This is a genomic window from Exiguobacterium oxidotolerans JCM 12280, from assembly GCF_000702625.1.
GTDB lineage: Bacteria > Bacillota > Bacilli > Exiguobacteriales > Exiguobacteriaceae > Exiguobacterium_A > Exiguobacterium_A oxidotolerans.
In genome coordinates, this window is the sequence record NZ_JNIS01000001.1 from 1,210,222 (window position 1) to 1,233,681 (window position 23,460).

Annotated in this window: 23 protein-coding genes; 6 read left to right on the top strand and 17 right to left on the bottom strand. The window is 49.6% G+C overall.

Annotated elements, in window-relative coordinates:
- Nucleotides 1–14 precede the first annotated feature (14 nt).
- The 13 genes from P403_RS0106100 to prfA form a co-directional block, all read right to left on the bottom strand.
- Complete coding sequence (locus P403_RS0106100; protein ID WP_029331753.1) at nucleotides 15–992, bottom strand: hypothetical protein; 978 nt, start codon at nucleotides 990–992, stop codon at nucleotides 15–17.
- Between the two features lie 132 nt (nucleotides 993–1,124).
- Nucleotides 1,125–1,769: an ABC transporter ATP-binding protein gene (locus tag P403_RS0106105; RefSeq protein WP_029331755.1), complete on the bottom strand. Its 645-nt coding sequence runs from the start codon at nucleotides 1,767–1,769 to the stop codon at nucleotides 1,125–1,127.
- Nucleotides 1,766–2,497, bottom strand: a complete 732-nt coding sequence (locus P403_RS16020; protein WP_235195183.1) for an ABC transporter permease — start codon at nucleotides 2,495–2,497, stop codon at nucleotides 1,766–1,768. The genes P403_RS0106105 and P403_RS16020 overlap by 4 nt, the downstream gene beginning before the upstream one ends.
- Nucleotides 2,498–2,499: 2 nt before the next feature.
- Complete coding sequence (locus tag P403_RS16815; RefSeq protein WP_235195184.1) at nucleotides 2,500–2,796, bottom strand: hypothetical protein; 297 nt, start codon at nucleotides 2,794–2,796, stop codon at nucleotides 2,500–2,502.
- Nucleotides 2,797–2,866: 70 nt separating this feature from the next.
- Nucleotides 2,867–4,237 carry a sensor histidine kinase gene (locus P403_RS0106115; protein ID WP_029331756.1) on the bottom strand — a complete coding sequence of 457 codons (1,371 nt, stop codon included), beginning with the start codon at nucleotides 4,235–4,237 and terminating at the stop codon, nucleotides 2,867–2,869.
- On the bottom strand, nucleotides 4,234–4,902 hold the full coding sequence (locus tag P403_RS0106120) for a response regulator transcription factor (protein WP_029331758.1): 669 nt from the start codon (nucleotides 4,900–4,902) through the stop codon (nucleotides 4,234–4,236). The genes P403_RS0106115 and P403_RS0106120 overlap by 4 nt, the downstream gene beginning before the upstream one ends.
- Nucleotides 4,903–5,014: 112 nt before the next feature.
- Nucleotides 5,015–6,274: a serine hydroxymethyltransferase gene (gene glyA, locus P403_RS0106125; protein ID WP_029331759.1), complete on the bottom strand. Its 1,260-nt coding sequence runs from the start codon at nucleotides 6,272–6,274 to the stop codon at nucleotides 5,015–5,017.
- Between the two features lie 111 nt (nucleotides 6,275–6,385).
- Nucleotides 6,386–6,925, bottom strand: a complete 540-nt coding sequence (locus P403_RS0106130) for a TIGR01440 family protein (protein ID WP_029331762.1) — start codon at nucleotides 6,923–6,925, stop codon at nucleotides 6,386–6,388.
- The gene (gene rpiB / locus P403_RS0106135) at nucleotides 6,926–7,366 is read right to left on the bottom strand and encodes a ribose 5-phosphate isomerase B (RefSeq protein WP_029331763.1); all 441 of its coding nucleotides are present in this window, start codon (nucleotides 7,364–7,366) and stop codon (nucleotides 6,926–6,928) included.
- A gap of 5 nt (nucleotides 7,367–7,371) precedes the next feature.
- Nucleotides 7,372–7,887 (bottom strand): low molecular weight protein arginine phosphatase, encoded by a 516-nt coding sequence (locus tag P403_RS0106140; protein WP_029331765.1) that lies wholly within the window; start codon nucleotides 7,885–7,887, stop codon nucleotides 7,372–7,374.
- Nucleotides 7,888–7,904: 17 nt separating this feature from the next.
- Nucleotides 7,905–8,903 carry an L-threonylcarbamoyladenylate synthase gene (locus P403_RS0106145; protein WP_034800984.1) on the bottom strand — a complete coding sequence of 333 codons (999 nt, stop codon included), beginning with the start codon at nucleotides 8,901–8,903 and terminating at the stop codon, nucleotides 7,905–7,907.
- A complete protein-coding gene (gene prmC, locus P403_RS0106150; protein ID WP_029331768.1) occupies nucleotides 8,900–9,748 on the bottom strand; it encodes a peptide chain release factor N(5)-glutamine methyltransferase in 849 nt (282 codons plus the stop codon). The genes P403_RS0106145 and prmC overlap by 4 nt, the downstream gene beginning before the upstream one ends.
- Entirely contained in the window at nucleotides 9,748–10,806 is a 1,059-nt protein-coding gene (gene prfA, locus P403_RS0106155; protein ID WP_029331769.1) for a peptide chain release factor 1, read from the bottom strand. The genes prmC and prfA overlap by 1 nt, the downstream gene beginning before the upstream one ends.
- A 177-nt stretch (nucleotides 10,807–10,983) precedes the next feature.
- Here prfA and P403_RS0106160 point away from each other — a divergent pair, with 177 nt between their 5' ends.
- The 6 genes from P403_RS0106160 to treC all read left to right on the top strand — a co-directional run bounded on the left by P403_RS0106160 (nucleotide 10,984) and on the right by treC (nucleotide 17,508).
- Nucleotides 10,984–11,352 (top strand): GntR family transcriptional regulator, encoded by a 369-nt coding sequence (locus P403_RS0106160; RefSeq protein WP_029331771.1) that lies wholly within the window; start codon nucleotides 10,984–10,986, stop codon nucleotides 11,350–11,352.
- The gene (locus P403_RS0106165; protein ID WP_029331774.1) at nucleotides 11,346–12,212 is read left to right on the top strand and encodes an ATP-binding cassette domain-containing protein; all 867 of its coding nucleotides are present in this window, start codon (nucleotides 11,346–11,348) and stop codon (nucleotides 12,210–12,212) included. The genes P403_RS0106160 and P403_RS0106165 overlap by 7 nt, the downstream gene beginning before the upstream one ends.
- Nucleotides 12,205–13,170, top strand: a complete 966-nt coding sequence (locus tag P403_RS0106170; protein ID WP_029331776.1) for a hypothetical protein — start codon at nucleotides 12,205–12,207, stop codon at nucleotides 13,168–13,170. The genes P403_RS0106165 and P403_RS0106170 overlap by 8 nt, the downstream gene beginning before the upstream one ends.
- 50 nt (nucleotides 13,171–13,220) lie before the next feature.
- Nucleotides 13,221–13,928, top strand: a complete 708-nt coding sequence (gene treR, locus P403_RS0106175; protein WP_029331777.1) for a trehalose operon repressor — start codon at nucleotides 13,221–13,223, stop codon at nucleotides 13,926–13,928.
- Nucleotides 13,929–14,399: 471 nt separating this feature from the next.
- On the top strand, nucleotides 14,400–15,839 hold the full coding sequence (gene treP, locus P403_RS0106180) for a PTS system trehalose-specific EIIBC component (RefSeq protein WP_029331778.1): 1,440 nt from the start codon (nucleotides 14,400–14,402) through the stop codon (nucleotides 15,837–15,839).
- A 25-nt stretch (nucleotides 15,840–15,864) separates the two neighbouring features.
- Nucleotides 15,865–17,508 (top strand): alpha,alpha-phosphotrehalase, encoded by a 1,644-nt coding sequence (gene treC / locus P403_RS0106185; RefSeq protein ID WP_029331779.1) that lies wholly within the window; start codon nucleotides 15,865–15,867, stop codon nucleotides 17,506–17,508.
- Between the two features lie 196 nt (nucleotides 17,509–17,704).
- On the opposite strand, the gene P403_RS0106190 is transcribed toward treC, so the two are convergent.
- From P403_RS0106190 to ribH, 4 genes are all read right to left on the bottom strand, one after another.
- The gene (locus P403_RS0106190) at nucleotides 17,705–19,066 is read right to left on the bottom strand and encodes an alanine/glycine:cation symporter family protein (RefSeq protein WP_029331780.1); all 1,362 of its coding nucleotides are present in this window, start codon (nucleotides 19,064–19,066) and stop codon (nucleotides 17,705–17,707) included.
- A 162-nt stretch (nucleotides 19,067–19,228) separates the two neighbouring features.
- Nucleotides 19,229–19,996 (bottom strand): DUF6612 family protein, encoded by a 768-nt coding sequence (locus P403_RS0106195; protein WP_152638911.1) that lies wholly within the window; start codon nucleotides 19,994–19,996, stop codon nucleotides 19,229–19,231.
- Between the two features lie 72 nt (nucleotides 19,997–20,068).
- The gene (locus tag P403_RS0106200; protein WP_235195185.1) at nucleotides 20,069–22,720 is read right to left on the bottom strand and encodes a putative bifunctional diguanylate cyclase/phosphodiesterase; all 2,652 of its coding nucleotides are present in this window, start codon (nucleotides 22,718–22,720) and stop codon (nucleotides 20,069–20,071) included.
- A 277-nt stretch (nucleotides 22,721–22,997) separates the two neighbouring features.
- Entirely contained in the window at nucleotides 22,998–23,459 is a 462-nt protein-coding gene (ribH, locus tag P403_RS0106205; protein WP_029331783.1) for a 6,7-dimethyl-8-ribityllumazine synthase, read from the bottom strand.
- Nucleotide 23,460 lies beyond the last annotated feature (1 nt).

Consider the following 23,460-nt stretch of genomic DNA (forward strand, 5'->3'; position numbering starts at 1 on the left):
CTGTTTTTTTGGAATCACTCCTCCCCAAGCGTACTTTTCCCGTCAAGAATCGCTTGCGCCGCATAGGACCATTCATTATCTGGTTGCTTCGCTAATTCTTCTAACGTCGCCTTATAATTGCCGACCTTATTCTTTTGTTCATAGACGGCCTGCATCCATAACACATCACTCATGTAGCCCGAATCCGGGAAGTCCTCTCGATACGCGACATAATCCGTTTGTTTCGTTTCACCTAGCTTGCCTGCAGCAATCAATTTGTAGAAACGTGCCATGCCCTTCGTCGTTTTGTCCGTCAAGACTTTCCCCGTCAACAAGCGGTTCGCTGACTTATAATCCTTTTCTTGCGTCGCAGCGATCGCCTGTTTCAATGTTTCTTCGGGAGAAAGCGTCTTCGCTGCATCCGTAGTCGCTTTTGGTTTCGTTGTGTCTTTCGATTTCGCTGTCTCTTTTGGTTTCGCTGGTGCTTGTTCTGTCAGCTGTTCATTCTTTTCTTTTAATTGCTCGACTTCTTTTTCAAGCGCGGCCAATTTTTGTTCAACGTTCTCTTGATTGGTCACGACCGGCGCTTCTTCCGGTTGTGAGAAGTCAAGTTGAAAGAGACCGAGAACGGCGAGACCCGCAACAAGCAATCCGCCGAGCATCCACGGATTCGATTGCAGCTGCTTTTTCCACGGTTTGAGCTGCGGATGATTTTGGACAGCTGCCGGGAGCATGGAAAAACGTTTTTTGACGAGCCGTTTCCCGCCGGCTTTTCCGGCGATTGCTAACCGATAGCGCTGGAGCTCCGCCGGAATCCCTTTGTTCTTCCACTGGCTGAATCGCGTGTCCGCTTGTTCATAAAAACCTGCTTCCTGCATGATAACGATCGCTTTAAAGTCTTCACTGAGTCGTTTATATTCACGTTCCGTCTGACTTTTTTTAGTCAGCCAGTCCGCAATTTGAGTCGTATTGATTGTTTCGAGTTCTGATTGGACCAATGCTGAAAATTTCATCTGACAGTTTCCACCCTTACCTTATTTTACTAAAGTTCAGTATATCAAAAATCAAGGCTGTAAAATATAAGTCTTCTGACGCATGGTGGACAACACATGGACGCCGCCTCTTGCGTCGAGGCGACGTCCGCGTTATTTCACTTCGCTCAAGTAACCATCCTCGATCCGCAGGACACGGTCACAATACTCAAGCATCCGCTCATCATGGGTAATGACGATTACCGTTTTTTGTTCATCATGGGCTTGCTTTTGTAACACTTCCATCACTTGGCGTCCGTTCGTATAATCAAGGCTTGCCGTCGGTTCATCGGCGAGGACGAGTCGCGGCTGATTGACGAGTGCCCGAATGATCGCGACACGCTGTCGTTCTCCACCCGATAAGGCGTGTGGTAAATGGTGTGCACGGTCTTTTAATCCAAAAGCGGCGAGCATCGCGGCGGCGTCAATTTTCCGTCCCGCTTCTTCTGCGACGAGTTCGAGTTGTTCCGCCGCCGTCAGGAACGGAACGAGATGCGATTCCTGAAAGATGAACCCGATCTCTTCGAGGCGCATCTTTCGGCGTGCATCGTCCGATTGCTGATTGACGTACTGTTCCCCAAACTGAATGTCTCCTGCTGTCGGTGTTTGCAACAATCCGAGCAACTGGAGCAACGTACTTTTTCCACTTCCGCTCGGTCCGACTAAAGCAATCAGTTCACCCGCGTTCGCTTCGAATGAAACGTCATGGAGCACGGGGACGTCACTGTAGGTCTGTTCGACATGTGTCATCTTAATCATCCTGCCATTCCTCCCATCGCGTCTGCCGGCTCAAGTTTTTTTAAGGCCCGGAGCGGAATCACGGATCCAATTAATGCCGTACCGATCAGCAAGGCCCCGTAACCGAGACTCGTTTCCCACTCAAAACGAAACGGAATGCCACTCGGTAAGACTTGACTGACACCGAGCGTCACGCACAGGCTAAAAGCAAGCGACAGGAGCGTCAAGACGAAGACTTGTAAAACGAGTCCACTCCCGATCGTCCATGTCCGAATCCCGATCGCCTTCAAGATGCCCAGTTGCTTCATTTTTTGCATCGTCAAAATATAGAAAAACGCCGTCAAAATCAACGCACCGATTACGACAAGCGCCAGCCGCATCATCTGGAATGAATTTTGTTCCGCCGCGTAACCGGGAACTTGCTTGACGATGTCTGCTTTCGTATACGTCGTCAAGTCCGTTTTGAATGAATCCTGACTGACGAATGCCGAGACGTAGTTCGTCTGCATCTTTGCTTGCCAGTCGTCCCACGACGCAAGCGTCGTCCATAACACAGGCGCATGGCTGTAGCGTCCATCGGTGACGGTACCGACGATCGTAAAGGTCATCTTCGTCCGAAAATCGGTCACTTTGTCGCCGACTGCAGTCCCGGTCTGTTTCGCATAAGCGGTATCGACGAGAACTTCGCCTCGTTTCAACGCTTCCAGTTGCTTTGGACCGTACGCCGTGTCAGCAGGTAATGCAAACACCGTCACATCGTCCTTCGTCCCATCTTTTTTCTCGAGGACCATGTTTTGGACGCCGAGTGCTTCCGTCCCGCGTGGTGCTCCTGCTCCTCTAAAAAGGATCGCGTCAGTTGCCCTTCCGCTTCTTGACTGAGTGCCATATGTTCGACCGGTAAATTTCGAATGACGGCTCCATTATCGTATGCCAGTCCATCGGCGAGCCCGGTGATCATTAAAATCAAGACGATGATCAATGTCGTCACGAGTCCCATCAGACCGAAGCGTTTTTTCATCCGGATTAGTTCGCGCCAACCCATTTTCATTTAATATCCCTCCTGTATGTGCGTTACAGGTCTTATCTTACGGATACTATATGAACGGAGCATGAACAACTTACGCGGCCCGTAAAAACGTCAGGATGAACGTCGTCCCCGCGCCGATTTCCGAATCAATTTCGACTGTCCCGCGCAGTTGTTTGACGGTCTCGGCGACGATCGCGAGCCCGAGTCCCGTCCCGTGCGACCCGCGTGCCGTGTCAGCTTGATAAAAGCGGTCAAAGGCGTGAGCAATCATGTCGTCCGACATACCGGGGCCTTCATCCGTGATGCGGACAGTGACGCGCTCCGCGGTCTGTTCGGCTTCAATCGTAATCATGTCCCCGTCGTTTGAAACATGGAGGGCGTTCCGGATGACATTTTGAAAAACGTGTTCGAGGCTTGCGGCATCCGCCTCGACCGTCACGTCACTCGCAACATCAACAGAGACCGCGACACCGCGTTCATCGATCTGGTAGGCGAGTGCCGCGAGCGTCGTCCGAATCGCTTGTCCAAGATGGATTGACTCCAGTCGCATCCGACTTCCTTCATCGAGCCGGGCGAGGACCAGCAGTTGCCGGGTCATCTCTGCCATCCGGTCTGCTTCACGCGCAATCGTCGCCAGTTTGTCCTGTCCGGCAGGTGCGACATGCGGTTGCAGTTGACCGGCGTACCCTTTAATCGTCGTCAGTGGCGACTGAAACTCGTGCGAGACGTTGGCGACAAACGTTTTGCGCTCAGCATCCGACTTCGCGACTGCTTCCGCCATCTCACCGAACCGCCGTGACAACTCTCCAATCTCATCGCGCGAGGTCGTCGCCACATGAACGGAATAGTCACCGGACGCGACTTGTTTCGTCGCATCCGTCAACCGTTTAATCGGACGGACGAGATAACGGATCGAGAAGGCAAGCAACAGAAAACTGATGACGACGAGTAAGCCGAGGAAGGCTCCGACGAACAAATGGAGTTCGCGGATTTGTCGGCTCAAATCGGGTCGAATGAAGACGGCGTCCGTCCCGTTTGGTGTTTTGAGCGACGCACCGACCGTATTGACGACTTCGTTGTCAAACAGACCGAGCAAAAAGAGATGGAACGGATAGTCCCGCATTCCGTGATAGACTTCCCCGGCGCGGACACGTTCGATGATCGCCGGTGCCAGTGTTTCGTCTCGGAATGCATTGCCGTGGCGGATGATGGGACCTGATTCCGGAACGACATAGAGCTGAAAACCCGTCGCGCTCAACATGTCGTAAAAGGAGTCGGTCTGTCCGTCGCCATGCCGTTCATAGTAGGCAAACGATTGATCGACCGCCTCTTCGACCTTTTGACTATAGGAAGACTGCAAGACATTGTAGTAAAACAAGTTGCTGATCAGTAAGGCAATCAAGGCCGAGACGAGTAGGACAAGACAGACGAGTCCGACGATTTTCGTATAAAGTGACTTCATCCCTTCGCCTCCAGTCGATAACCGAGACCGCGGACGGTACTGATGTGAATCGCGTCCGTCTGGCGCAAGCGACTGCGCAAGCGTTTGATATGGACGTCAATCGTCCGATCATCACCCATGAAGTCGAGTCCCCAGACCCGTTCAATCAATTCCTCCCGACTGAAGACACGTCCCGGAAAACTCGCGAGCTGATGTAACAAGTCGAACTCGCGCCTAGGCAACGTCAATTCCGTTTCGCCAAGCATCACGTGTTGACTGCGTTTATCAATCATCACGTCACCAAACCGGAGAATCGGCAGCGCCGCCTTTTGATAACGCCGGGCGACGGCGTGCAAGCGAAATAATAATTCTTCCGGGTCAAACGGTTTCGTGATGTAATCATCGGCCCCCGCCGTAAATCCGGCGCGTTTATCTGTCAACTCCCCGAGCGCCGTCAATAGCAAGATCGGCAGTTCGTCCCGTTGCCGGAGCTGCTGACATAACTCGAGTCCACTCCGCCCGGGGACCATTACGTCGAGAATCGCCGCCTCGAACGTCAGCTCGTCGATCCAGCACGCCGCTTCTTGTCCGTCTGCCGTCGCCCGGACGCGATGCCCGTCTGCTTCGAGCGTCTCGACAATCAGGCGTTGAATGTTTTGGTCGTCTTCTACGACTAAAATCTCCATCTTTCGTCCCTCCTATCCGATCATTTACTCATCAATCAAAAAAACCACCTCTGACTTCTCAGCGATCGAAAAGAAAGAGGTGGTTCAACAGACGGGTCGGCATGCGTTCCGATTATCCGCGTTCCGGATAAAGCGGGAAGCGACCTGTCAATGCAAGGACTTGCTCGTGGGCATTTTTTAATGTGTCGGCGTCTTCCGGGTTCTTGAGGACGAGTTCAATCAATGCCGCAATTTGTTTCATTTCTTCTTCTTTGAAGCCACGTGACGTCATCGCTGCCGTCCCGATTCGAATCCCGCTCGTGACGAATGGGCTGGCCGGGTCGAATGGAATCGTGTTTTTGTTGACCGTGATACCCGCTTCATCAAGGGCATGCTCAGCGAGCTTACCTGTGATGCCGAGCGGCTGCAGGTCGACGAGCAACAAGTGGTTGTCCGTGCCGCCTGAAACGATTCGCAGACCACGTGCCGTCAATTCTTCACCGAGTACTTTTGCATTCGTGACGACTTGACCGATGTAGTCTTTGAATTCAGGAGCAAGCGCCTCACCGAACGCGACCGCTTTTGCTGCGATGACGTGCATGAGGGGACCGCCTTGAATACCAGGGAAAATCGATTTATCAATCGCTTTCGCATGTTCTTCTTTACAAAGGATCATCCCACCACGTGGACCACGGAGTGTCTTGTGTGTTGTCGTCGTGACGAAGTGTGCATGTTCGACAGGGTTCGGATGCAGACCCGCTGCAACGAGCCCTGCAATGTGCGCCATATCGACCATCAAGTATGCGCCGACGCTGTCTGCGATTTCACGGAAACGTTTGAAGTCGATGACGCGCGGATAAGCCGATGCTCCCGCAACGATCAATTTTGGTTTGTGTTCTTCTGCAAGCTTCGCGACGACATCGTAATCAATCATCTCTGTCTCTTGATCGACACCGTATTCGACGAAGTTGTATTGAACACCGGAGAAATTCACAGGACTACCATGCGTTAAGTGGCCACCGTGTGAGAGGTTCATCCCGAGGACCGTATCGCCCTGGTCAAGAATCGTGAAGTAGACGGCCATGTTCGCTTGTGCGCCCGAGTGCGGTTGAACGTTTGCATGTTCCGCACCGAAGATCGCTTTCGCACGATCACGTGCCAAGTCTTCTGCGAGATCAACGAATTCGCACCCACCGTAATAACGGCGTCCCGGGTAACCTTCTGCATACTTATTCGTCAGCACGCTACCTTGTGCTTCCATGACAGCTTGCGAGACGAAGTTTTCTGACGCAATCAACTCGATATTATCGCGTTGACGTCCTAGTTCCTTGCGCATTGCCGAAAAGAGTTCCTCATCTTGCTGTTTCAGATACGTAAGCGGTGTTTGTTCCATCTGAATTCCCCCATTCATTTTCGATACGCCTATCTTAACACGAATAATCAGTCCGCGGCACCCACAAAAAGTGCAGAAAAATAGCAAGAGGTATGCAACCCCTTGCACGAATCATTCGTATTTAGCACGCATTCCACCAATTAACTTCGGACGCGTCGTTGCTGCCGTAACATGTGCCTCACCGATTTCCCGGTGTGGAAGGCGGACCGGGATCGCGACCGGCTTCAAGTGCATGCCGATGAACGTGTCTCCGATGTCGATTCCGGCATCTGCTTGAATCGCTTCGACGACGACCGGGGCAGAAAAACGTTCATAGGCGATACTCGCCATCGAACCACCTGCTTCCGGTACCGGGACGACCGTGACCGGTTCCAGTCCGAGTCGTTCAACCGTTTGGCGTTCGAGCGTCAAGGCGCGGTTGATGTGTTCACACCCTTGGAACGCAAGATCGATTTGATGCGAACGACGAAATGTATCGAACACCTCAAACAATGCTTCGGCGACTTCCGGCGAACCCGCTTTTCCGATTTGTTTACCGATGACTTCACTCGTCGAACAACCGATGACGAGCAGCTTCCCTTTGAGGGGGAAGCGCTCATTCAAATCGGTCAACGAGGCTTCGAGATCCTGTTTAATCTGTTCGAGATCCATTTACTTCACCTCATAATCCGAGATTTTGCAGACACGGTTTTCGTGACGTCCACCTTCGAACTCCGTCTCTAACCAAATCTTTGCGATATCAAGCGCAAGGCCCGGTCCAATGACACGTTCGCCCATCGTCAAGATGTTCGAGTTGTTATGCTGACGTGTCGCTTTTGCGCTGAACGTATCATGGACAAGTGCCGCACGAATCCCTTTGACTTTATTCGCTGCGATTCCGATTCCGATTCCTGTTCCGCAAATCAAGATGCCACGATCAAATTCACCGTTCGCGACGGCTTCCGCGACGGGAATCGCGACGTCCGGGTAATCAATCGAGTCAGACGAATACGTACCGAAGTCCGTATAGTCGATCCCGAGTTCCTTTAATAAACCGTTGATTTCTGCTTTGAGTTTAAAGCCACCATGATCTGCACCGATTGCTACTTTCATCTGAACTATTCCCCCGTTTGTCTAGGTTGTTTTTTCGGAAGTTTCCGGTTGTCCGGTGCTTTTCTTCCATTTCCGTTCTGCGTTAATTTTAACACAAGACGGTTGACGAGGGGTTCGAGTTCATTTCGAACTTGTCGATAAACGTTCATCGATCCACCGTATGGATCGTTGATGTCTCGCTCAAGCCCTGTCACATATTCATAGAGGGTGAACGTCCGGTCCTTCAGTTCCGGATAACGTTCCCCGACTTCTTGTTTATGACTCCGCGTCATCGTCAAGATGATGTCAGACCAGCGTCCGAGAACATCATCGAAAACTTGCGTATAATGCTCCAGTTCAATTCCTCGTTCCCGCAATACTTGGAGTGCGTTCTCTGACGCATCGAAGCCTTGCATCGAACGAAGTCCCGCAGACCGGACGTCAAACTCTTGATCTGCGACTTTTGAGCGTAGTAATGCCATCGCCATCGGGCTCCGGCATGTATTTCCAGTACAGATAAACAATACGCGACGTGTGCTCATCTCAGTATCCTCCTTCTTTACGGGCGAATGATCCGACCACCTGCTGCCTTATGGAGCCGATTTCGGACTGCTAGCCCAACCCCTTCTCCTGATAGGTCCCGTACAAAAATCTGATCCACCGTCGTCTGATCAAATCGCCGTAAACAATCGTAAAGACGCTGTGCCGCTGTCTCTGCGGTCGTGCCGAGGAAACAGCGGACATCTGCTTCGACGTCTTCTCCGTCAAAGAGAATGACGCCGGTCTTTTGTCCGGTTTGGCGTGCTTCATCGATGAGCTGCTGCAGGAAGGAGAGGTCGCCCGCCACGACCGATAATTGTGCTTCCGGTGCGTAGTGCGTGTACTTCATTCCCGGTGCCTTCGGTGTTTTATCTTTCATCGATAAAGCAGGATCGAGTGCCACGGTGCCAATCACGCCTTCCAGCTGCTCACGTGTGACGCCGCCCGGTCGTAAAATGACCGGAGGTGTCATCGTACAGTCGATGACGGTCGATTCGACACCGATACCGGTTTCTCCCCCATCGACGATTGCTGCGATTCGTCCCGAGAGGTCATAGGCGACATGTGCCGATGACGTCGGAGAAGGTTTTCCGGAACGGTTGGCACTCGGTGCCGCTAACCCTAGTCCTGTCGCTTCAATCAATTGAAGTGCAAGAGGATGGTCCGGCATCCGTAATCCGATCGTATCAAGTCCTGCGGTGACGAGGCTTGAAGCGGTTCCGTTCGATTCTAGAATGATCGTCAAGGCACCTGGCCAAAACGTATCCATCAAACGTTTCGCGACAGCCGGAATGTGAGTGACGAACTGCTCTGCCTGTTCGATTGACGCGACATGGACAATCAATGGGTTGTCGGACGGTCGGCCCTTCGCGGCGAAGATTCGCCGAACGGCCGTCTCGCTCGTCGCATCCCCCGCAAGACCATAGACGGTCTCTGTCGGCATCGCGACGACTTCCCCTGCTTTTAATAAATTTACTGCTACATCCAGTGTCTGTTGATCGATCATTTCCGTCTTCACTCTGTACAATCCTTTCGTTCCGCATACACGATACGGTCTTTACCGTTTATATCTTTTAAAATACCCGTTTCCGCAGTAGGATAACGCTCTTTTAACATCATTTGCACTTCACTTCCTTGATTGTGTCCGATTTCAAACACAATCAAGCGAAAATCGTCCTTTAAAATACGCGTGCTGCCGTCAATCAAGCGACGATAAAAGACGAGACCGTCTTTTCCGCCGAACAGCGCGAGGTGAGGCTCATGGTCAAATACGACGTCACTGAGCAACTCATCTTCTTCAATATAAGGCGGGTTTGAGACGAGAACACGAACCGATTGATCGGCAAGCGGCTCAAGCAGATCCCCTTGTAAAAAAGTCACGTCGCCGCCAAGTGCCGCTTGATTTTTTTTCGCGACCGCAAGTGCGTCTTCTGAAATATCGACCGTCGTGACCGGCTGTCTGAGCTCAAGTGCGAGTGTGACCCCGATCGCTCCGCTTCCCGTTCCGATATCGACGATTTCACCCGGATGGAACGTTTCCCCGTCTAAACGACGGACGACGAACTCAATCAATTCTTCCGTTTCCGGACGGGGAATCAGGACAGCTGGCGTAACCTGAAAATCACGTCCATAAAAAGGTTGGTACCCGATCAAATGTTGGACGGGCACACCATTGACGTGTGCCAGTAAATATTCGCTGAACAACAGGTCATCGTCCGGCGATAACTCGTCCGAAAGTCGCACGAGCAATCCTGTCCGGTCGACTTGTAACACATGCATAAGTAACCATTCGGCACTCGACGCTTCGCGTCCTGCCGCGACTAACATCGTTTGTGCTTGATTCAATCGTTTCGCGATCCGCATCAGTTCGCCGCCTCCGATGCCCGGGCCTGGTACTCCATCACGAGCGTGTCGATGACTTCATCCATCTCGCCTTGGAGAATCCGGTCGAGCTTTTGAATCGTCAAGCCGATTCGGTGATCCGTCACCCGGTTTTGAGCGAAGTTATACGTTCGGATCCGCTCGGAACGGTCGCCCGTCCCGACAGCTGATTTGCGTTTTTCATCGTACTCCGCTTGCTGTTCGCGTTGAATTTTATCATAGACGCGTGCTCGTAACACTTTCATTGCTTTTTCTTTATTTTTGATTTGCGATTTCTCATCCTGACAGCTGGCGACGATCCCTGTCGGCACGTGTGTCACGCGGACAGCAGATTGTGTCGTATTGACGGACTGACCGCCGGGACCGCTCGATGTAAACGTATCGACGCGGACATCTTTATCGTGAATTTCGACTTCGACATCTTCTGCTTCCGGCAAGACGGCGACGGTCGCTGTTGATGTATGAATTCGTCCGCCTGACTCTGTCGAAGGCACACGTTGGACGCGATGGGCGCCGTTCTCATATTTCAGTTTCGAGTACGCACCGGTCCCTTTGACGATGAAGATGATTTCTTTATAGCCGCCGAGTTCCGTGTAGCTCGCATCGATGATTTCGATTTTCCAGGCTTGTTTCTCAGCAAACTTTGAATACATCTTAAACAGATCCGACGCAAATAAGGCTGCCTCGTCGCCTCCTGCTGCGCCCCGAATCTCGACGATGACGTTTTTGTCGTCGTTCGGATCCTTCGGTAAGAGCAACGCTTTTAATTTCGTTTCGAGTTCCTTGATTTCCGGCTCCAGGATTGCCACTTCTTCTTTCGCGAGGTCCCGCATCTCGGGATCCGTCAACATTTGACGTGCTTCCTGATAAGCTTCCATTTTATCGCGATAAACGCGATACGTTTCGACGGTCGGCGCGAGCTGGGATTGCTCCTTTGAGACCTCTCGTAATTGATTCGTATCATTAATGATTGCTGGGTCAGCCAACTGATCATTTAATTTTTCATAACGGTCCTCTAACGCACTTAATCGATCCAACATAATCGGTCATCCTTCCTGACGGTTCTTCTATCGTCAGTATAGCAAATATTTAGAACGTCAGTAGCAAGACCTCCTCGCAACCGTCAGTTCTGTCGTCAGACCGGTAGTTGACGTCAGACAGTCCTTTTCCTATAATTAGTGTACTAATTGAATTAATACACTTAAGGAGGTGGAAGGATGTATACCGTTGATCCGAAAAGTCCGCTCCCGATTTACGAGCAACTGGTCACACAAATCATCCGCGCGATTGCGCGGGGAATCCTACGGTCAGGCGAACAGATGCCGTCGGTCCGCGATCTTGCGAGCACGTTACTCGTCAATCCAAACACTGTCTCCCGTGCTTATCAGGAACTCGAAAGCCGCGACTTCATCGTGACGATGCGAGGAAAAGGCTCCTTCGTCTCGGACTTGCCGCTTGACCAAGTCAAACAAGCTGCCATTCAAGAGCACATCACGACACTTTGCCTTGTCGCGAATGAACTATCGATTTCGAACGAAGAACTTTATCAGTTACTCATACAACACAGGGAGGATTCATCATGTTGACCGTGTCACACTTAACAAAACAAATCGATTCGACGATGATTTATGAAAACGCCTCGTTCACATTGCCTGCTGGTACGATCACAGCATTGATTGGACGAAACGGCGCTGGAAAAACGACGTTACTGAAAACACTGGTCGGGGCACTCGAACCCTCGCGCGGGAAAGTCGAATGGAACAACCAGTCAATCCACGACGTCCCGGCAGCACGAAAGCATCTGTTTCTCGTTCCCGATTCCATCGGCGTCTACCGTCAGATGACACTCGGGTCGCTGATTGAGTTTTATCAGGCTTTTTATCCGAACTTCGAACGGACCTACATCGAAAACTACTGTCGCTCGTCGAACCTCGATCGTGGTCGGAAAGTGACGGCGCTCTCGAAAGGACAGGCGCAATTGTTCTTGCTGCAACTCGCCTTTGCGACGAACGCCCCTGTTTTGTTACTCGACGAACCGACAGACGGACTCGACCGGATTAATAAGCGCAACTACTTACAGCAACTGGTCTCTTTACTGACAGAACGTCAGACAGCCGTCTTGATTGCCTCACACCAACTCGAGGAACTCGATTCGCTCGCGGACCGCGTGATGACGATCGAACAGCACCTCGTCAAGGAACCGAAGACGCTCGACGATGCAAAAGCGAGCATGCAGAAGTGGCAAGTCGTCTACGAGACGGTTCCGGAACTGACGCATCATGACATCCATGTCCTGACACAAACCGGACGCGTCGTCACCTTGCTCGTCTTATCGGATGCAGGAAAGCTTTACTTAGAGAAGACGAATCCCTTATTAAAGGACGCCTTACCGGTCCAGATGGAAGACTATTTTTTAGGAACGTTCGGAGGAAATCGTCATGATTAAACAATTGATTCGTTATCATATCAAACAAGGCATTTGGCCGCTCGCGACGTTCTTTTTACTCGCAATCTTCAGCTACGGCTTTAGCAGTTTCTCCGCCATCGAGAATTTCGATACGTATCGTCTTGATGCAAAACCAAATCTCTTGCAAACTGTACTCGTCAGCCCGATTTTCGCCGGTTTCGGAGCGCTTTTGATTGCCGTATTCGCCATTTTGATGGTTGGTCAAGAACGGGGCAGCGGACGCAGTTTAATCCTCCATGCCTTACCGATTCATAAAAAACATCTATTCTTCATTAAGTTGAGTATCGGGGCCGCCGTATTGATCATCATTCCAATCCTCGGCTTTTTCTCGAGCTGGTTCATCTTACAAGGCATCGGCGGCATCCATCCGTTTGATTACGTCACTTTGAGTGATCTCACGTATGACTTTTTTAAATTCTTCATCTTCGATATAACCGTATTCGCCATTTTCTTGTTCGCAGGAACGATTGCGGGTGATATCATCGGTCAGCTCTTAATCGGGATGTTCCTGTTCTTTTTGAATTACTTCACGTTTTTTGCCATCGCTGCCGTCACGACACTCGGTTTCGGACTTAAGGATGATTTCACATCGTCACTGGATTTTTTGATGACGGTCACAACCCCGTTCCCGCTGTTGTTCCAATCGAATGATTTAACCGGTCCTGCGATTTACAGCGCTGCTTTGACGATCCTGCTTCTCGTCATCAGCCGCCAGCTTTATGTGCATAGCGAAAACGAGCGACTCGGTCGCTTTACCGTCTTTCCGAAGTCGCATCCGTTTTTCATCATTCTCTTTACGGTCTATACGACGTTCATACTCGCTGCCGTCATCGGCGTCATTTCGTCCGAGAATCAAATCCTGTATTGGCTCGCCGTCTTGATTCTTGCCTGGCCTGCCTTCAGTTCCTACCGCCGGATGATTGGGTGGAGTCGCTGAATCCGTGCTACACTTGTTTCAAATCTTTTAAATAAGGACGGTCTACACCCATGCCAAAATATCTTCAAATTTCCCAACAACTCGCCGCCCGGATTCAGGATGGATCATTACCTGCTGAAACGAAATTACCGTCAGAAACGGAATTGATGGCAGAATTCTCTGCGAGTCGCGGGACAGTCCGTAAGGCAATCGATGCGCTGCTCGAAAAAGGCTTTGTTCGTAAACAACAAGGCAAAGGCGTCTTCGTCTTGAGTCAAGATGCGATTGAGTTTCAGTTCAATGGCATCGTCAGCTTCTCGGAAGCCCATCAAAAAATGGGACAACACGAAGTTGAAACGGACGTTTTGTCTTGCGACGTCATCGATGCGACGGATGAGCTCGCTCAGTTATTCAGTGTAAAAAAAGGAACATCGATCACACGAATCAAACGGGTTCGGATCATCGACGGTGAACGCGTCATTTTGGACATCAACCACTTCGTGACAGAACTCGTCCCAGGACTCACTTCAGCGGTCGCTTCCGGCTCGATTTATACGTATATCGAACAAACGTTGAACCGGCAAATCAGCTATGCGAAACGAAAAATCGAAGCGCAACCTGCGACAGCAGAAGATCGGGCACAACTCGACTTAGAAGGGACGACGCATGTCATCGTCATCACGAATGACACCTATTATTACGAAGGACAACATTTCGAACATACGGAATCGCGCCATCGTCTCGATAAATTTCAATTTACGGATATCGCGCGTCGATAGACCGCAAGATGGCCGCTCAAAAGACGATTCGAGACAGATTGCGCTCTAAACCGTTTGCATGCCTGGATTTTCCTCATGGTATGACCTGAAAAGCGTCACGTTTCGTTGACTCCTACGGGGAAAAGTGCGTTTTTAACGCACGTTCAGAGACAGGCAAGACCCTGCTCGTTGTCCGTTAGGATCAAGGAGCAACGGCTTGCGTCTCGCCCGAGGAACGCCACGAAAACAAACGCTTGATCTCCCGATAGCACGTTGTCTACAGTCTTAAACCGCCTCCCGATTTTGTCGGAGAGGCGGTTTTTTTCTCGATTCAGAAAGAATCGAAGCCCCCTTCTTTTTCAATCATTTCAAACTTATCTATATAAGTTGTTGACTTAACTTATATAGATAAGTTAAGATGAATTTGCGCAGATAAGAAAACGTTTTCATTTCAAGTGATGTCTTCAGTTCAAGCCAAAAGGAGAATGCGAGATGAAACCTAATTACCGTCAAATTGCTGAACAACTCATCGAACGAATCGGTGGGAAAGATAATATCGAACAAGCCGCCCATTGTGTGACGCGGCTTCGCCTGACACTGAAAGATCAAAGCCTCGTCGAACAAGATGCCTTACTCGAAGTCCCGCTCGTCAAAGGGGCGTTCTTGAATGCCGGTGTCTATCAAATCGTCATCGGCGCGGGGGATGTCGACCGTGTCTATGCTGAATTCATTCAATTGACCGGATTAAAAGCAACGACCATCGCCGACGTTAAATCGTCCGGTGCTTCTAAGATGAATCCGTTCCAAAAACTGATTAAAGTCTTCTCCGATGTCTTCATGCCAATCATTCCTGCCATCATCGTCGCTGGTCTCTTGATGGGGATCAACAATCTTTTCGGGATCGAGTTCGGCGGAAAAACGATGATCGAACGTTACCCGAACCTCCAGGGGTTATGGGATTTAATCAACATGATGGCGAATACCGCCTTCGTCTTCTTACCGGCACTGGTCGGTTGGTCGGCAACGAAACGGTTTGGCGGGAGTGAAATTCTCGGGATTGTCATGGGACTGATGCTTGTTCACCCGGACCTCTTGAATGCTTGGAACTATGGACAAAGTGCGTTAAAAGGCGAGATTCCGACGTTCAACATACTCGGTCTCTTCGAAATCGAAAAAGTCGGTTACCAAGGTCAAATCTTGCCTGTACTCGCAGCAGCGTATGTCTTAAGTACGATTGAAAAATGGCTCAAGGAACGCGTACCGAATGCAATCCAGCTCCTTGTCGTTCCGATTACGACGATTACTTTAACAGGTTTCCTTGCCCTTGCTGTCATCGGTCCCGTCACGCGTCAGCTCGGCGACTGGATCACGATCGGTGTCGTCAATACGTTTGAAGCTGTACCATTGCTCGGTGCTTTGTTATTCGGTGCCCTCTATGCGCCACTCGTCATCACGGGAATGCACCATATGTTCATCGCCGTCGACCTTCAACTAATCGGACAAAGCGGTTCAACCTTCATCTGGCCGATGATCGCCATCTCGAATATCGCCCAAGGATCAGCAACGCTCGCCATGCTCTTCCTCGCGAAAAACGCCAATGATAAAAACATGGCTTCGACGTCCGCTATCTCCGCTTACTTCGGCATTACGGAACCTGCGATGTTCGGTGTCAACTTACGCTTTAAGTATCCATTTTATGCAGCACTCGTCGGATCAGCGATCGCTTCTTCCTTCATCGCTGTAAGTGGTGTCTTAGCTCCTGCAATCGGTGTCGGTGGTTTACCTGCCTTCATCTCAATCGTTCCCGGATCGATTTTATCGTTCATCATCGGTATGGTGATCGCGATTGTCATCCCGATTGTCTGTACGTTCCTGTTCCATTACGTCTCAACGAAACGCGCACGAAAAGCGGCACTCAAAGATGCTGCGTAACTGTTTTTAGAAAGGTGTGACTTGTATGACGCTCACAACGACCGACTGGCGGAAATCCGCTGTTTATCAAATCTATCCGAAAAGTTTTTATAGCCCAGAAGGAAAAGCGACGGGCACCCTCCGTGGCGTCACGGAAAAACTCGACTATCTCGCGTCACTCGGCATCGGTTATTTATGGCTGACGCCTGTCTATGCCTCACCACAAAATGACAATGGGTATGATGTCAGCGACTATTATGCAATCGATCCCTCTTACGGAACGATGCAAGACTTTGATGACCTGCTTGCGGAAGCAACGAAACGTGATTTAGCGGTGATGATGGATATCGTCGTCAACCATTGTTCAACAGAGCATGACTGGTTTAAGCAAGGACGGAATCCCGACAGTCCGTATCATGATTATTTCATTTGGCGGGATGAACCGACCAACTGGCAATCGAAGTTCGGTGGCCCGGCCTGGTCGTTTGATGAAGTCGCTGGCAAATATTATCTTCATTTGTTCGATCAAACCCAAGCCGATCTCAACTGGGAAAACCCACGTCTTCGCGAAGACATCTATCAGATGATGCAGTTTTGGCGCGATAAAGGAGTCCGTGGATTCCGCCTGGACGTCATCAATCTCATCTCGAAGGATCAATCGTTCCCAAATGATCCGACTGGAGACGGCAGAACGTTTTATACGGATGGCCCTCGAGTCCATGATTACCTTCAGGAAATGAATCAACGTGTGTTTGAAGGTCATGACTTGATGACGGTCGGTGAGATGTCATCGACGACACTCAATCATTGCCGGCAATATTCACATGTCAGCGAGGAAGAGTTGAAGATGACCTTTAACTTCCACCATTTAAAAGTCGACTATCCGGACGGTCAAAAATGGACAGCCGCGCCATTCGACTTTCTCGAATTGAAACGAATCATGTCGGACTGGCAAGTCGGGATGCAGGGCAAGGCGTGGAATGCCATCTTTTGGTGCAACCACGACCAGCCCCGTGTCGTCAGCCGCTTCGGTGACGATACCGTCTACCGCGTCGAAAGTGCGAAGATGCTCGCGACGACGTTACACGGTCTACAAGGCACACCGTATATTTATCAAGGTGAAGAAATCGGGATGACGAATCCGGATTTCACGGATCTTACAGATTATCGTGACGTCGAAACATTGAATCTCTATGAAGAAAAAATTGCTCAGGGCGAAGCACCTGAACAGATCCTTGCGGCAATCCGCCAAAAATCACGCGACAACGCCCGAACACCGATGCAATGGGATACGACGCTTCACGCCGGTTTTTCAGAAGCAACGCCGTGGATCGACGTCGCTCCGAACTATACTGACATCAATGTCAAAGCGGCCGTCGCTAATCCTGATTCGGTGTTCCATCACTATAAAAAGTTGATTCAATTACGAAAACAATATGACGTGTTGACGAACGGAATGTATCGTCTTCTCACACCGGACGACTTGTCGATTTGGGCGTACGAACGAACGACAGAGGACGAACAGCTACTCGTCCTCTCGAACTTCTACAGTTCAGAAACGACGTTCACGTTACCAGAGACGATGTCGGACGCCGACGTATTGATTCAGAACTATCCTGATGTCGCACAAGATGGGCGCAACGTCACATTACGTCCATATGAGTCGGTCATGTTCTACCGGACCACTTAACGACTTAAAATGAATAGAGGGAGGTGGATTTCCAGTATATGATCCGGAAATCCGCCTCCCTTTCCCTTGTGAACGATAAGGCTTGTATAGAAAAGGCCGATGCTTCCGTGAAAAGTCGGAAGCGTCGGCCTTTTAATGGGTTGTGATTTGATTCCTGCGTCGGATTCACATCCGAAAGGAATGATCGCTTTTGGATTTAGGAGGCGTTTCGATTTGCCTGTTCTTTTTTCAGCTGTTCGCGGAACAACCTCGTCTCGGCAATGACGACGCCGGACAGACCAAGCAGACCAATCAAGTTCGGTATTGCCATCAAACCGTTAAAGACGTCCGAGATGGCCCAAACCATGTTCAAGTTCGTCGTCATCGCGCCCAGTCCGGCGACGAGAACAAATACGACGCGGTACGGCACGATTGATTTTTGACCAAAGAGATAATAAATCGATTTTTCACCGTAATACGACCAGCCGAGGACTGTCGAAAAGGCAAACAAGACAAGTCCAATCGTGACGATATACTTTCCGGTCGGACCGAGGAACACTTCAAAACTTGCAGTCGTCAATTCGACTCCTTCTAATCCGGTCCCGATTTTTCCACCCATGACGAGCGTTAATCCTGTCATCGAACAGACGAGAATCGTATCGAGGAAGACTTGTGTCATCGAGACGAGTGCTTGTCGTCCCGGGAAATCGGTTTTCGCAGCAGCAGCCGCGATTGGTGCTGAACCGAGACCCGCCTCATTCGAGAAGACGCCTCGGGCGACACCGTAACGAATCGCTGCCCCGATTGCACCACCCGTAATCGCCTCATTGGAGAACGTGCTACTGAAAATTGTTGAAAATGCCGCTGGAATCAAGTCGTAGTTCATGATTAGGATCAATAAACCACTTCCGACATAAAAGAAAATCATGAATGGCACAAAAAAGCTGACGACTTTCCCAATCGATTTGACACCGCCCAAAATGACGCCACCCGTTGCAACCATTAAGACGATTCCGGTCACGTAGAGCGGTACATCGAACGTTGACTTCATCGCGAGCGCAACCGAGTTCGTTTGAACCCCGTTACCAATCCCGAAAGCGGCAATCGAAGCGAAAGCGGCAAATAAAACCCCGAGCCACTTTTGCTTGAGCCCCCGTTCAAGATAGTACATCGGACCCCCGGCCATCTGCCCTTTTTCATCGACGACACGGTATTTGACGGCGAGAATCGCCTCCGCATATTTGGTCGCCATGCCGAATAATCCGGATAACCACATCCAGACGATCGCCCCTGGTCCCCCAAGGACGACGGCTGTTGCGACACCGACGATATTCCCCGTACCGACCGTCGCTGCCAGTGCGGTCATTAATGCCTGAAAATGACTGATGTCCCCTTCCGATTGTTTTGAGTCCTCTTGTTTCGTAAACGCGAGCTTTAACGCATAAGGAAGTTTTGTAATTTGAATGAATCCTAAACGAATCGTTAAGTAAATGCCTGTTCCGACTAATAGGATCAGTAACGGTGCCCCCCAAACCAAATTCGACACCGAACTTACCCACTCAGTGAATGACGTTCCCATGCTTTTCCCCCCTCTGCAATTCCTATGTAGACTTTCCCATTTTTTCAGAATTGACAGAATACTGTCAACCCTATTTCCTAAGTTCCCCGTTCAGAGATGTTCCACACATAAAAAAACGCCGACTTCCTCCGACTTGTCACATCGCGGGAAATCGGCTATTCATCATTGGTTCATATCAGTAATCGTTTGGGCCTCTTTCGCCTCTTCCGGCAACTCAATCGACTCGATGGTATTAAATTTCGAGAATGTCGATTCGTTTGTCATCTTAAACGAAGTTCCTTCTGCGATCTCAAACTCCATCTCCATGTCGAGCGTTTTCGGATAATACGTTTTGGCATCGTACGTCATCGTATAGTCCATCTTTTTATAATCGATTTGATCCATCATTTCTTTCATCTGCGCCATCTGTCCTGATTGTTCGAGCGCTTCTTGCATGAAGTTTTTCAGGTCATCCCCTTTTAACTTCACATCGATTTGATAGACGTCGTCTTTTCTTTCAGCCGTCCAGTTGTCCTTATACTTTTTCAACAACTTTAAATTTTGTTCCGTCGATGTAGGCGACTCCATCATTTCATTGAAATCGGATAGATCCTGAACAATCCAGTTGTCCTCTTGCTGCACATACATCTTGTCATCGAGCATATAACTTTCAACGACCATGTCCGTACCATCTTCGACATTTTTCATCTTCATCGTCTGATGCATCGCGAATGGTTTTTGAATGGCATCAGCAGAGACCTCTTGACTGATCGGCATGCCACCGACTTCAGAAAAGATCTTACTGTCCATATGGAACGATTGAATGTCGTCTTGCGCCGCTGTCGCTTTTTTCAGCAGTTCGCTATTCGACAGGTCGTCTTGACTGCATCCGGCAAGACCAATCGATGAGACGACGGCTAGCGCCAACACACCGGTTCGTTTTTTCATCATTACTATCTCCTCCTCATTTACTCCTGTCTACGAGAGACGTTTGGAAAAAGTTTCAAACCGCATTTTGCTGTTTCAGGTCAAATCCCGGTACAAAAGTGGCTCAATCTCATGCGGCGGCATCGGACGTCCAAAATAATAGCCTTGCATTCGCTCACATGCTAATTGATTTAAGACGTTGACTTGTTCAAGCGTTTCGACCCCTTCCGCGATGACAGCTAAGTTCAGGGATTGGGCGAGGTGGATGATGGAAGAAATCATCGAGTACCCACTTGCCTCGATATTGATTTTTTGAACGAATTCACGCGGAATCTTCAGCGTGTCAATCGGGAAATCAACAAGACGGGACAGCGAAGAATACCCTGTCCCAAAGTCATCGATCGAAATCGTGAATCCGAGCTGTTTCAGCCGATGCATCGTCTCGACCGTCTCTTCGATGTCTTCGACTGCTGACACTTCCGTGATTTCTAAGTCGATTTGTCTCGGATTGACTTGTGTTTCCTTGACGAGACGAACGAGTGTCAGTACGAACGTCGGATGATGAAACTGTTGCATCGAGACATTCAGACCGACCTTCAACTCGATTCCTTTATCCTCCCAGCGTTTCGCCTGCAAAAAGCCTTCACGTAAAACCCATTCACCAAGACGAATGATCATCCCCGCTTCTTCCGCGAGGGGAATGAAATCGTTCGGTGAAATCATTCCGAGCTCGGGATGATTCCAGCGGACCAGCCCCTCGACACCGACCATTTGATACGTGATCGTGTCGACTTGAGGTTGATAGCACAAGACGAGTTGATTTGTCTCGATTGCATGGGGGAGCTCCGACTCAAGTCGTAGCCGGTAGGACGCCGCTTCCGCAATATCATCAAAGAAGACGACCGTTTTTCCGCCTTTTGCCTTTGCCTGATACATCGCTAAATCCGCTTGTTTTAATAACGTCACGACATGTTTCGGTTCCGTTCTTTGATGGCGAACTACTCCGATGCTCGGGCTCGAGACGACTTCAAGCCCTTCAATATTGTACGGGATGCTCAACTGGTTAAGAAGGCGCTCGGTCCGGGTTCTCGCCCCTTCTTCCGACACGATATGACGGAGAATGACCGTGAATTCATCGCCCCCTTGTCGGGCGACGACATCTTCGATTTCTGTCGCGCGGCGTAAGCGTTCTGCGACTTGAATCAGCAATTGATCGCCGATGTGATGTCCAAACGAGTCATTCACGAGTTTAAAATCGTTTAAGTCGATGAAGCAGAGAATGATTGTTTCTTGACTTTGTTCTTGCTCGACTAAATGGTGTAACATCTCTTCGAAATACTTTCGATTGACCGCTTTCGTCAAGTGGTCATAGTACGCAAGCTGATGGATTTTCAATTCATTTTTCCGCATGTCTGTGATGTCACGACCGATGCCGAACAAACCAACAAGTCGTTTTCGGACACGAATCGGAATTGTCGTCACGCTGAGCAGGACATTGTTGCCACCTTCCTTTCGAAACACCGTCTCGAATTGTTCAGCGCTCATCTTATCTTGATCCACCATGGCAGAAGTCCCTTGTCCAAGCAATTGATCGTACGACCGACCAATCAACTCGCTCTCACAATGTTCCGTCAGTTTTTCGAATGATGGGTTCGCACTTTCGATTTGTCCTTTCAAATCAAGAGAATAAACGGCATCCGGATGATACGTAAAGAGTGATTCATAACGTTCCTTACTCTCTTCCAACTCGTCCGCCTTATGGTGGATTTCTTGAATCAATTGATGGTTACTTAAAATCATTAAAATTTGCCGGACTAAAATTAAGAGAATCGTCACCCCGCAACCAATCATCAATCCATTTAAGGCATCTCCCCGTTGCGCATAAAACAGCATTGTTGAAAACAATAGAAGTACGAGGAAATACGGTAAAAATAACCGCCCGAGATGCAAGGATTGCCTTTCTTCCTGATCGACTCGGATATGTTCCATCGTCACTTCTCCCGCGTGACCGGAAATCGCGACTAACAATAAACTTAAAATGAATAACGGATCAATCGCTGCGGTATTCTCATATCCATGGATGGTCGTCATATATAGAAAAATGGTATCGGCGATAATCTGAATTAATATTCCAATTAATAAAAAGGAAAAACAGGTCGGTCGTGTGACAGTTTGTCGTTTTTCGATTAAGAAGTAGATGCTGATGACACAAAACAGCAATACGACATCATTCATCGGATACGCGAACGCGACGAAGTTTTCCGCTGTCGACGCTTGCCCATCCGCTAAAGAAGGACGAACCAAGAAAAACCAGCTGTATGTCACAGCGACAGTCATGACGATTAAAATATCAAACACGAATCGAATCAATTGGTGTTTCGTCACGTATTTTCGAATCAAATGAAGAAATGCCATAAAGAAAAAGAACGATTGCAACATATAAAAAGGGTCCGGCAGACCGGGAAAAGGAACGGCAACCTGTTGGATATTTTCATAAGACATCCAAATCAGTTCCGCAATCAGATAACTTCCTGTTCCGAAAGCAAGATAGAGAAAAAACCGACCTTGGTCCCGACCATTCGTTCGATATGTGTGCAGTAAGAATAATGTTGCAGCTATACAGCCTATGATAGAAAAAATGTTATTCCCCCACGATGCCAGTTCCGGTCGATCGGCATAAAACCAGATCCAACTATAATAGCTCAAACTAAATAAAAGAACGCCGTACACGTAATGAATCCGCTTCATGTTCATTCGCCCCCCTTTCTTCCAAACCTCTAAGTTTTCCGTACTTTTATTATTATACGGTGGTTATACCATCCCGTGTATGCGTGACCATGAATTATTGACAAAAAACAGAAAACTTTCTATCGCATGTAAGAGGGGCACGACCTCAAAAAGGAATCGCTCATTTCACGCGCTTTCCTGGAGGAGTCGCGTAAAACGAGTGATTCCTTTTGAACGATCTAACAGGTGGCGGATTGACCTTTACGTCCGTCCCCGTTTTACATCCGATAGAGAAACATTACTGAAAGCTGCGTAACAAGTTCGCCATCTCGATGGCAGAGACCGCCGACTCATACCCTTTGTTCCCTGCTTTCGTGCCGGCCCGTTCGACAGCCTGTTCGATTGAATCCGTCGTCAATACACCGAAGATGATCGGGACACCCGTCTCACGCGACGCACCGGCGACACCTTTCGCGACTTCATTGCAGACATAATCGTAATGCGACGTCGCACCGCGGATGACGGCACCAAGTGTGATGATCGCATCATACTTACCGCTTTTCGCCAGTTTCTCCGCGACGAGCGGAATTTCGAATGCGCCCGGCACCCACGCCGTATCGACGTTATCCGCTGCGACACCGTGACGACGGAAGGCATCGTTTGCTCCTCCGACTAATTTAGATGTGATCAATTCATTGAATCGTGCCGCGACGATCGCAACCCGTAGTCCTTCGCCCGTTAAAAATCCTTCGTATACCATC

Bases quoted from the DNA above. Each gene is read 5' to 3' on its own strand.
- P403_RS0106100 (WP_029331753.1), bottom strand. From the start codon at position 992: ATGAAATTTTCAGCATTGGTCCAATCAGAACTCGAAACAATCAATACG.
- P403_RS0106105 (WP_029331755.1), bottom strand. From the start codon at position 1,769: ATGATTAAGATGACACATGTCGAACAGACCTACAGTGACGTCCCCGTG.
- P403_RS16815 (WP_235195184.1), bottom strand. From the start codon at position 2,796: ATGAAAATGGGTTGGCGCGAACTAATCCGGATGAAAAAACGCTTCGGT.
- P403_RS0106115 (WP_029331756.1), bottom strand. From the start codon at position 4,237: ATGAAGTCACTTTATACGAAAATCGTCGGACTCGTCTGTCTTGTCCTA.
- P403_RS0106120 (WP_029331758.1), bottom strand. From the start codon at position 4,902: ATGGAGATTTTAGTCGTAGAAGACGACCAAAACATTCAACGCCTGATT.
- glyA (WP_029331759.1), bottom strand. From the start codon at position 6,274: ATGGAACAAACACCGCTTACGTATCTGAAACAGCAAGATGAGGAACTC.
- P403_RS0106130 (WP_029331762.1), bottom strand. From the start codon at position 6,925: ATGGATCTCGAACAGATTAAACAGGATCTCGAAGCCTCGTTGACCGAT.
- rpiB (WP_029331763.1), bottom strand. From the start codon at position 7,366: ATGAAAGTAGCAATCGGTGCAGATCATGGTGGCTTTAAACTCAAAGCA.
- P403_RS0106140 (WP_029331765.1), bottom strand. From the start codon at position 7,887: ATGAGCACACGTCGCGTATTGTTTATCTGTACTGGAAATACATGCCGG.
- prmC (WP_029331768.1), bottom strand. From the start codon at position 9,748: ATGCGGATCGCGAAACGATTGAATCAAGCACAAACGATGTTAGTCGCG.
- prfA (WP_029331769.1), bottom strand. From the start codon at position 10,806: ATGTTGGATCGATTAAGTGCGTTAGAGGACCGTTATGAAAAATTAAAT.
- P403_RS0106160 (WP_029331771.1), top strand. From the start codon at position 10,984: ATGTATACCGTTGATCCGAAAAGTCCGCTCCCGATTTACGAGCAACTG.
- P403_RS0106165 (WP_029331774.1), top strand. From the start codon at position 11,346: ATGTTGACCGTGTCACACTTAACAAAACAAATCGATTCGACGATGATT.
- P403_RS0106170 (WP_029331776.1), top strand. From the start codon at position 12,205: ATGATTAAACAATTGATTCGTTATCATATCAAACAAGGCATTTGGCCG.
- treR (WP_029331777.1), top strand. From the start codon at position 13,221: ATGCCAAAATATCTTCAAATTTCCCAACAACTCGCCGCCCGGATTCAG.
- treP (WP_029331778.1), top strand. From the start codon at position 14,400: ATGAAACCTAATTACCGTCAAATTGCTGAACAACTCATCGAACGAATC.
- treC (WP_029331779.1), top strand. From the start codon at position 15,865: ATGACGCTCACAACGACCGACTGGCGGAAATCCGCTGTTTATCAAATC.
- P403_RS0106190 (WP_029331780.1), bottom strand. From the start codon at position 19,066: ATGGGAACGTCATTCACTGAGTGGGTAAGTTCGGTGTCGAATTTGGTT.
- P403_RS0106195 (WP_152638911.1), bottom strand. From the start codon at position 19,996: ATGATGAAAAAACGAACCGGTGTGTTGGCGCTAGCCGTCGTCTCATCG.
- P403_RS0106200 (WP_235195185.1), bottom strand. From the start codon at position 22,720: ATGAAGCGGATTCATTACGTGTACGGCGTTCTTTTATTTAGTTTGAGC.
- ribH (WP_029331783.1), bottom strand. From the start codon at position 23,459: ATGGTATACGAAGGATTTTTAACGGGCGAAGGACTACGGGTTGCGATC.